This window comes from Phenylobacterium sp., assembly GCF_044372605.1.
Taxonomy (GTDB): Bacteria; Pseudomonadota; Alphaproteobacteria; order Caulobacterales; family Caulobacteraceae; genus Phenylobacterium.
Genome location: NZ_JBILRO010000002.1, coordinates 42,369 through 51,402, shown reverse-complemented (window position 1 = coordinate 51,402; position 9,034 = coordinate 42,369). Strand labels below are relative to the sequence as shown.

The following is a 9,034-nucleotide window of genomic DNA, read 5'->3' as shown; positions in this document are numbered from 1 at the left end:
CTGGTGGGGTTCAGCCAGGGAACGATGATGGCGCTGCATGTGGGGCCGCGCCGGGCGCAGGCGCTGGCCGGGATCGTGGGCTTCTCGGGCATGTTGGCCGACCCGGACGAACTGACGGTCGAGGTCGTCACCCGGCCACCGGTGCTGCTGATCCACGGCGACGCCGATGAGGTGCTGCCGGTAGCCTCGCTGCCCAGGGCCAAAGAGGGGCTGGAGGCGGCCGGCCTGGATGTCGTGACCCACGTCTCGCCAAGGCTGGGGCACAGCATCGACGAGATGGGACTTAGGCTGGGCGCGACGTTCCTGGCGCACCGGCTGTCGAGGCCGGTGGCCGGAACCTGACGCCTGGAGCACAATCCACTCGCTCTGACATCCCCCACCACCGCTCATCCTGGCGAATGCCGGGACCCAGATCGCAGAGCTCAGCGGTGGTTTGGAAGACCGCCGCGCAGGTCGCACCCGCCTGTGCGCTATTCCATCTGGGTCCCGGCATTCGCCGGGATGAGCGGATTTGGGGTGGGGTGCAGTCAGCCCGGCTAAGCGCTACGCCGAAACGCGGATCAGCATCTTGCCGCTGTTGAGCCCGGAGAAGAGGCCGATCAGGCCCTCCGGCGCGCGCTCGAAGCCGTCCAGGATGGTCTCCTGATACTTGATGCGGCCGTCCTTCAGCCAGCCGGTCATGTCGCTGACGAAGGCCGCCTGCAGGTGCGGGAAGTCGCTGGCCACGAAGCCTTCCATGCGGATCCGGCTGTAGATCATGGTCGAGAGGTTGCGCACGCCCTCGCCGCCGCCGTTGTAGGTGGAGATCATGCCGCAAACGGCGACGCGTCCGCGCTGGTTCATGCGGGGCAGGACGGCGTCCAGATGACCGCCGCCGACGTTTTCGAAATAGACGTCGATGCCCTTGGGCATCGCCTCGCGCAGGACCTTGGTGAGCGGGGTGGTCTTGTAGTTGACGACGGCGTCGAGGCCGACCTCGTCGCGCAGCCAGGCGGCCTTGTCGTCGGCGCCCGTGGAGCCCCCCACATAGCAGCCCTTGATCTTGGCGATCTGGGCGACGACGGACCCAACCGCGCCGCCGGCGGTGGAGACGAACACCTGCTCGCCGTCCTTCAAGGCGCCGGTTTCCAGCAGGCCGCCATAGGCCGTGATGCCGGTGCCGCCGAGCGCATGCATGTAGACGCTGAGCGACAGCGCCGGGTCGGGGGTCAGCACCTGCAGACCCTTGCCGTCGGAATTGAAGCGCTCCTGCATGCCGGCGCCGTGGCGGACCAGATCGCCTTCCTTGAAGCGAGGATTACGGGACTGGACAATCCGGCCGATGCCGCCGCCCAGCATGGGGGCGTCCAGCGGCTGGTCAGCGGTCAGGCGGGGCCGCATGTAGGGGTCGACCGACATCAGCACGTTCTGGACCTGGACCTCACCCTCGGCGGCATCCGGGGTGTCGACCTCGACCACGGCGAAGTCCTCGACGACGGGAACGCCGGAGGGGCGGCGGACGAGGTGGATCTGGCGGCTGGCGGTCATGTGTCGAGACTCCCTTGAGGGCGCGTTGGGCCGCGCCTGATGTGTTCGCGGCAGGTGTAGCGGGTTTGCAGGAACACGGCGAGGGTCCGCCCAACACCGCTCATCCCGGCGAATTGTCAGCAAGTTATAGAGGCCGCCCATGCCCTTCTCCCCCTGTGGGAGAAGGTGGCCGCCGCAGGCGGTCGGATGAGGGGTCGCACCGGCCTATGACCGGGATGGCGGCGCTCCGACGACCTCGAGAATGCGCCCAATGACCTGCCAGTCCCTGAGCTGGATCTCGGTGTTCGGGAACCGCAGGACACGAAAGCCCTGGGCTGCCAGCCAGGCGTCCCGGACGGCATCCTGTTCAGAATCGTGAAACGGGCCATCCGCCTCGATAACCAGCCGGTGTCGCAGGCAGACAAAATCCAGAACGTAGGGGCCGAGTGGGAACTGTCGCCGGAACTTCAGTCCTTCCAGCTTTCGATCCCGCAGCAGCTTCCACAGCATGCGTTCGGTCTCCGACGCCTGGCGGCGCAGAGCGCGGGCCTGAGGAACGGTCGTGGGGCGAACCATGACGCAGGGTGACCTATCCTGACCCGATTTTCGACCCCTCATCCGTCAGGCTTCGCCTGCCACCTTCTCCCACAATGGGCGAAGGGAACGACCGGCCTCGAACCACAGTGTCTGAATCCGACAGTTTCTATCGGACAGGAGGGGAAGATCACTCCCGCCGCAGGACGCTTTCGGTCAGGATGTTGCCCCACATGTTGGTGCGGAACTCGGCCTTCATGGCGGCGGGGTCGTAGAGGGGGCTTTCGACCCACTCGAGGAACGTCATTCCCGCCGGTTCGCCTTCGGTCAGGTACTTTGCGAAGGTGTAGTCGAGTACCCCGGTCTTGCCGTGACGGATGTGCAGGTAGCGGAACGAGAGCTGTTCCATCGCCTCGCGGATCGGCAGGCCTTTGCGAAAGTGCATGTAGAGCACGCTCATGATGCCCGCCCGGTCTGCGCCGGACTTGCAGTGCATGAAGGCCGGATATTCCAGTGTCTCGAACAGGGCCTTCGCGCCCAGCACCCGCTCGCGTGAGGGAACCTCGCGTGAGGTGATGGTGAAGTCGACGAGGATCAGGCCCAGCCGCGCGCAGGCGTCTTTTTCGAGAGCATGAAAGCTGGCGTCGAAACCGCCGCGCAGGTTGACCACGGTCCTGATCCCGCGCGCCTTCCAGTCGGCCAGCTGGTGAGGCCAGGGCTGGTTGGCGCGGACCAGTTCCTCAGAGATCCAGTGGGCGTTGGAGAAGCCCAGTCGGAGATACGCGTGGTCGTTCCACAGATAGTCGGCCACCGCCTGCGCCCGACCCAGTGGGGAGGTCAGGTTGAAGCCGGGTTTGTTTGGGGCATCCATCATTGAACCTAGGTAACCCTAGCCGCGATCACGCGAAAGTCCGGGCACCCTCTCCTCTCCAAGGGGCACCGGGAGCAGCGTTCTGGGGGAAGTACCAGTAACGTCCGGCAAGGCGTAAGGCGTGGGCATCGGTCAGATATTGGCTGCCTCCCATGCAGCCACTATCTCATGACGGGCAGCTTCAAGAGCCGTGTCTGCTTCAGCATCCGAACAGTCGCAGGCAGAATAGGCAATCAGCAACGCCGCGCGCTGCGCCCCGTACTCGCTGACTGCCCACATAACTCGCAAACCGTCCTTCCAGCCGAGGGGCGTGTCAGCGATGAGAGCGTTCGCGCATCGCAGAAGAGCGAATTTTAGCGGGTGGTGCGGGCCCGCCCGCCACTCTGAAAGGAGCTCGCGCAGGCGTCTTTTGCTTGGGCGTTGATCATGGAAGGGTGGCCTACATATTTCGTTCAACACGCAGCAAGCAGCGTTGAGCGAGATTGCCCACCCTTGGCTGATCAACGCAGAAGCTGCCGTTGCATCGTTGTAGGGGAACCGACCAGCGTCAAACGTTGCAACGAAGAGCACTTCCGATGGCGCATCGTGAAGAACCATACGACGTATCTCTCAGGTTCCCGAACGCTGCTCAAGCTGGAGAATGAGCCTACTGGAAGGGCCCGCGACGCACTGCGACATACCAGCGAAAATGCCGTGGCTTGCCGAAGAGGCACTACGCCGGGTTGTTGGTGGTTCGCTAGCCCTGTCGCGACCGAGCGACCGCGTAGGATAGCCAGCTTGATGCCAGCGTGAAGAGCACGGCCGCGGTGACTTCCATCCAGTATTCATACCACCAAGAGGCGCCCGTGCGCTGGCGGAATTCTGCGAGCGATTCATTTCGATGCGCAGACGCTACGTCCCGGATGACCCCCGTGAAAGCTCCAACGTAAGGGCCCCGGTCGGCGTGGAATACGCCTTCGACGACGGCATAGCGGCGATTCAACTCACGGGCGCGCCGATCAAGGCATCCCGGCCAATCAACCTGCACGGCGCTGGCCTGTATCGCCTGCTCGAAGTCGGCCTTGCTAAGATAGAGGCCGCAGTCCTCGAAGTGCCACCCGCTGAAAAAACCTGTGACTTTCACCCGCTGGCCATCATGCGCTCCCGGGTTGCCGATCAGACTTGCGAGCGAAACTTCTCGCGGCGGGGCGGACGACTGCGCTGAAACCGCGCCGGAAGACGTGCAAACGAGCACGCTCGCAATGAGAATGGACCTGATCATATTGCATAGGATCATCGTCCCGTAGGTCGCGCAATGTGGGCGGAGCCTGCTTGCGTCCACACACAACGTTCCCTTGGAACGCCAGTTTCGCAACGAACCACCTATCCGCCCTGCCCAAGCTTGACTTGGCCCTCGCAAAATCCGAACCCAGCCTGATGAGCGAGCGCGCCCCGGCCGAGCTTTCCACCCGAGCCCTGATCTCGCGGGTGGCCGGCGTCTATCTGCGGCCGCGCTGGCTGGGGTGGACGGGCGCGTTTTTCGCGGCGATCGCGGCGGCGGTGTTCACCACCCTTCTGGTGCAAATCCTGGAGCCGGCCACAAACGATCTGATGGCCAATCCCAAGCCCGGGACCCTGCTGATCCTGCCGCTGACCATCGTGGTCTACGCCATCGCGCGCGCAGCGGCCCAGGTCATTCAGGCGACGCTGGTGAACCGGATCGGCAACGCTGTCGTCGGCGACATCCAGGTGCAGTTGTTCGGACGGCTGGTGCGGGCCGATCTGGCGCATCTGCGAAGCCGCCATTCCGGCAGCTATGTGTCGTCGGTGCTCTATGACGCCGGGTTGATCCGCGAGGCGGCGACCTCGGGGGTGATCAACTACACACAGAACGTGCTGATCGTGATCGGGGCCATCAGCGTGATGGTGTCCAACGACCGGCTGATGTCGATCCTGCTGATCGTGGTAGCGCCGGTGGCCACCTGGATCATGCGCCGGTTCGCCAAGCGCACCACCAAGGCCGCAAAAGGCGCCATGGCCGAGACGTCGGCGCTGTCCACCGCAATCATGGAAAGCCTGGACGGCGTACGCGTGGTGAAGCTGGAGAACCGCGAGGCCTATGAGGAGGCGCGGGTCGAGGAGGTGGTGCGGCGGCGCCAGAAGCATCTGACCAAGGGCGCCAACGCCCGCGCCCGGGCCGCGCCGGCCACGGAACTGCTCATGACCATCATCGTGGCGATCGTGATCGGCTATGCCGGCTGGCGGGCCCATCAGGGCGGCATGACCGTGGGCGCCTTCGTGGCCTTCATGGCGGCGCTGGGGGTGGCGTCCCAGTCGCTGCGCCAGATCGCCAATCTGCAGACCGTGTTCGCCGAGGGAATGTCGGCAGCGCGGCGCCTGTTCTCGGCGCTGGATGTAGAGCCGGAGGTCCGCGAACGCCCCGGCGCGCCTGCGCTGGCGCTGGATCAGGCGACGATCCGGTTCGAGGCCGTGGGCTTTGCCTATGATGACGCCTCGCCCACCCTGAGCGACCTGTCATTCGAGGTCCGGCGCGGGGAAACCGTGGCCCTGGTGGGACCGTCCGGCGGCGGCAAGACCACCATCCTGAACCTGATCCCTCGGTTCTATGACGCAAGTTCCGGTCGGGTGCTGATCGATGGGCAGGATGTGCGCGATGTGGCGCTGGCCTCGCTCCGGGACCAGATCGCGCTCGTGACCCAGGAGCCGTTCCTGTTCGACGACAGCATCCGCGCCAACATCGCCTACGCCAGACCCACGGCCAGCGACGGCGAGATCGAGGCGGCGGCCCGCGCGGCGGCGGCTCATGACTTCATCGCCGGTCTGGCCCAGGGCTACGCTACCACGGTGGGCGAGGCCGGCGCGCGCCTCTCCGGCGGCCAGCGGCAGCGGATCGCCATTGCACGGGCCTTTCTGAAGAATGCGCCGATCCTGTTGCTGGACGAAGCCACCAGCGCGCTGGACACGGAGAGCGAGGCGCAGGTGCAGGCCGCGCTGAAGCGTCTGATGACCGGACGCACGACCATTCTGATCGCCCATCGGCTGTCCACGGTGCGCGGCGCTGACCGGATCTATGTGGTGGACAAGGGACGGATCGTGGAAACCGGCGACCACGCCAGCCTGGTGAAGAAGCGCGGCCTCTATGCGCGCCTGGCCCGAAGCCAGGATCTGGAGCCGGGGCCGGCGGATTGAAGGCGTTCCTGCGCAGCGACGGCGTACAGGCGGTGCTGGGCTGGCTGCTGGGAACCTACATGCGCCTGATCCTGAAGTCCGTGCGTTGGCGCCATGAAAACGTCGACTGCGTGGAGCCGGTGCTGGCCGGGTCATCCGGGGCCATAGCCCTCTTCTGGCACGGCCGGATCCCGCTGGGCCTGGCCCCCACGCCGCAGTGGGGACGCAAGCGGACCAAGTGTCTGATCTCGCCCTCGGCGGACGGCGAGTTCATCGCCCGGGCGCTGGCCATGTCGGGGTTCGGCGCCATTCGCGCCTCGTCCGCCAAGCCGGGAGACGCGGCCAAGGCGCGGCAGGCGGTAGGCGCGATCCGTGAGGCGGTGGCCTGGGTGAAGGGCGGCGGCGCCCTGGTGGTGAGCCCTGACGGGCCGCGCGGGCCGAACGAGGTGATCGCCGCCGGGTCCCTGCAGATCGCCCGGCGGTCGGGCCAGCCCGTCTTCCTGATGGGCATCGCCGCCCATCCGGCCTGGCAGAGCCGCAAGAGCTGGGACCGGGTGATGTTTGCAGCTCCCTTCGGGCGCGGGGCCGTGGTCTGGGAGGGGCCGCTGCAAGTGCCGTCTGACGCCGACGACGCCCTGATAGAAACCCTGATCGCGGACTGGTCCGCGCGCCTCTCCGCCGCCACCCGACAGGCCGAGGCGCTGGTGGGACAACCGGAATGAGCCTGCCTCTTGCTCTTTATGGCGCCGCAATGAGCCTGCTGGAACCGCTGGCGCCGTCCCTGCTGCGCGCCCGCGCCCGGCGGGGCAAGGAAGACCCGGCGCGCCTGAACGAACGGCTCGGACGCGCCCGCGCGCCACGGCCCGAAGGCCCGCTGGTCTGGCTGCATGGTGTGAGCGTGGGGGAAGCCACCTCGCTGCTGCCGCTGGTGAGCGCACTGAAACACCGGCGGCCCGACCTCACGATCCTGGTGACCTGCGGCACCACGACCGCCGCAGCTCTACTGGAACAGCGCCTTCCCGCAGGCGTGATCCATCAGTACGCGCCGGTGGACGGCCCGGGCGCAGTGCGCCGCTTTCTGGATCACTGGCGGCCGACCGCAGCCGTGTTTGTCGAGAGCGAGCTCTGGCCCAACCTGATCCTGGCGGCCCGCGCCCGAGGCGTGCGGCTGGCCCTGCTGTCGGCGCGGATGACGGCGGCCAGCGCCAACGGCTGGTCAAGATGGTCGGCCTCGGCGCGGGCTCTGGTCTCGGCCTTTGACCTGATCATGCCTCAGGATACGGGCACGCAGGAGCGACTGACCCGCCTCGGCGCGACCACCGGCCCGCGCCTGAACCTAAAACTCATCGGCGAGCCGTTGCCGGCCGATCCGGCCGAACTGGAACGTCTGCGTGGCGAGATCGCCGGTCGGAAGGTGGTGCTGGCGGCCAGCACCCATCCGGGGGAAGACGCGTTGATCGCCAACGCCGTGCGCAAGGCTGCGCCGGGCGTGGTGCTGATCGTGGCGCCGCGCCATCCGGAGCGGGGGCCGGAGATCGCCGCCATGCTGGGGGGCGCCTTGAGAAGCCAGGGGGAGGCGATGGCGCCGGTCTATGTGGCCGACACGCTGGGCGAAATGGGTCTGTTCTTCCGGCTGGCAGATATCGTGGTGATGGGCGGCAGCTTCGTGCCCGGCATCGGCGGCCACAATCCACTGGAGCCCGCCCGGATCGGGCGACCGATCCTGACGGGCCGCTATGCCTTCAACGCTGCCGACGTCTACGCCGACATGTTCGCCGAGGTGGCGGCCATCGAGGCCGCAGATGGCGCGGCGCTGGCCCGCCATATCCAGGGCCTGCTGGACAATCCCGCCATCGCCCGGCGGATGAGCGAAGCCGCCCTGGCCTATGCCGGTCGGCAGGGCGCGGCGCTGGACCAGGCCCTCGCCTTGCTCGATCCGTTGCTCGCGCCATGAAGCTCTCGACGCCGCGATGGTGGTACAGCCGCAGCCGACGGGGCACGGGCGGGGTGGTGCGCATGCTGCTGACGCCGGTCGGTTGGATCTGGGCCGCCGTCACCGCCCGCCGCATCGCGCGCGGACGCCCGATTGATCCGGGCGTGCCGGTGATCTGCGTCGGCAACCTGACAGTAGGCGGAACCGGCAAGACCCCGGTGGTGCGCGAGATCGCCCGCAGGCTGGGCGCGGTGGTGCTGTCGCGCGGTTATGGCGGATCGCAGGCTGGTCCGATCTGCGTCGATCCCGAGCAACACACCAGCGCCGAGGTGGGCGACGAGCCGCTGATGCTGGCCCGCGACCTGACCGTCTGGGTCTCACGCGATCGGGCCGACGGGGCCATTGCCGCCGCGCAGGACGGCGCCCGGATCATCGTCATGGATGACGGCCATCAGAATCCTTCGGTGAAGAAGACCCTCTCGCTCATTGTCGTCGATGGCGAGACGCGCGAGGAAGAGTGGCCCTTTGGCGCTAGCGGAGTTTTCCCATCGGGGCCCATGCGCGAGCCGTTGAAGGTCGGGCTGGCGCGGGCTGACGCGGTGGTCCTGCTGCTGCCCGCGGATATGGCCGCGCCGGACGCGGAACTCGTCGGCCTGTTCAGCCCCCTGCCCGTCCTGATTGCCCGCCTGGTCCCAGCGTCCGATCCACCGCAGGGCCCGCAGGTCGGGTTCGCTGGCATCGGCAAGCCTTGGAAGGTCGAGCGCGCCTGGCAGGCGGCGGGCTGCGATCTGGCCGACTTCTGGCCCTTCCCGGACCACCATGCCTATGACGAGGCGATACTCCAGCGCCTGGCTGATCGCGCCGCCCAGTACGGCGCCGGACTGTTGACCACCGAGAAGGACTGGGTGCGGCTCCCCGCCACCTGGCAAGGCCGGATCGCGGCGTGGCCTGTGCGCGCGGTCTTCGAGGACGAGGCGGCGCTGGAGGCGCTCCTCAAGACGACCTTGGACGCTGCGCTCGAA

At 67.2% G+C, this 9,034-nt stretch carries 8 protein-coding genes and 1 pseudogene; 6 read left to right on the top strand and 3 right to left on the bottom strand.

Going from position 1 to position 9,034, the window contains the following annotated elements:
- On the top strand, positions 1 to 342 hold a 342-nt coding region (locus ACIQ42_RS00525; protein ID WP_397420274.1), incomplete at its 5' end, for an alpha/beta hydrolase.
- A gap of 201 nt (positions 343 to 543) precedes the next feature.
- Here the strand turns inward: ACIQ42_RS00525 and ACIQ42_RS00520 are convergent.
- The 3 genes from ACIQ42_RS00520 to ACIQ42_RS00510 form a co-directional block, all read right to left on the bottom strand.
- A complete protein-coding gene (locus ACIQ42_RS00520; RefSeq protein WP_397420273.1) occupies positions 544 to 1,527 on the bottom strand; it encodes an NADP-dependent oxidoreductase in 984 nt (327 codons plus the stop codon).
- Between the two features lie 204 nt (positions 1,528 to 1,731).
- A complete protein-coding gene (locus tag ACIQ42_RS00515; protein ID WP_397420272.1) occupies positions 1,732 to 2,082 on the bottom strand; it encodes an endonuclease domain-containing protein in 351 nt (116 codons plus the stop codon).
- A 148-nt stretch (positions 2,083 to 2,230) separates the two neighbouring features.
- Positions 2,231 to 2,914 carry a protein tyrosine phosphatase gene (locus ACIQ42_RS00510; protein WP_397420271.1) on the bottom strand — a complete coding sequence of 228 codons (684 nt, stop codon included), beginning with the start codon at positions 2,912 to 2,914 and terminating at the stop codon, positions 2,231 to 2,233.
- 940 nt (positions 2,915 to 3,854) lie between these two features.
- Between ACIQ42_RS00510 and ACIQ42_RS00505 the strand changes: the two genes are divergently transcribed.
- The 5 genes and pseudogenes from ACIQ42_RS00505 to lpxK all read left to right on the top strand — a co-directional run.
- Positions 3,855 to 4,115 (top strand): hypothetical protein, encoded by a 261-nt coding sequence (locus ACIQ42_RS00505; protein WP_397420270.1) that lies wholly within the window; start codon positions 3,855 to 3,857, stop codon positions 4,113 to 4,115.
- 212 nt (positions 4,116 to 4,327) lie between these two features.
- Positions 4,328 to 6,100, top strand: coding sequence for an ABC transporter ATP-binding protein (locus tag ACIQ42_RS00500; RefSeq protein ID WP_397420269.1), 1,773 nt, complete (start codon positions 4,328 to 4,330; stop codon positions 6,098 to 6,100).
- Positions 6,097 to 6,801 carry a lysophospholipid acyltransferase family protein gene (locus tag ACIQ42_RS00495; protein ID WP_397420268.1) on the top strand — a complete coding sequence of 235 codons (705 nt, stop codon included), beginning with the start codon at positions 6,097 to 6,099 and terminating at the stop codon, positions 6,799 to 6,801. The genes ACIQ42_RS00500 and ACIQ42_RS00495 overlap by 4 nt, the downstream gene beginning before the upstream one ends.
- Complete coding sequence (locus ACIQ42_RS00490) at positions 6,798 to 8,033, top strand: 3-deoxy-D-manno-octulosonic acid transferase (RefSeq protein WP_397420267.1); 1,236 nt, start codon at positions 6,798 to 6,800, stop codon at positions 8,031 to 8,033. Before ACIQ42_RS00495 ends, ACIQ42_RS00490 begins: the two co-directional genes overlap by 4 nt.
- Positions 8,030 to 9,010 (top strand): annotated as a pseudogene (lpxK, locus tag ACIQ42_RS00485) (tetraacyldisaccharide 4'-kinase); the annotation flags it as partial. The gene ACIQ42_RS00490 and the pseudogene lpxK, both read left to right, overlap by 4 nt.
- Positions 9,011 to 9,034: the final 24 nt, after the last annotated feature.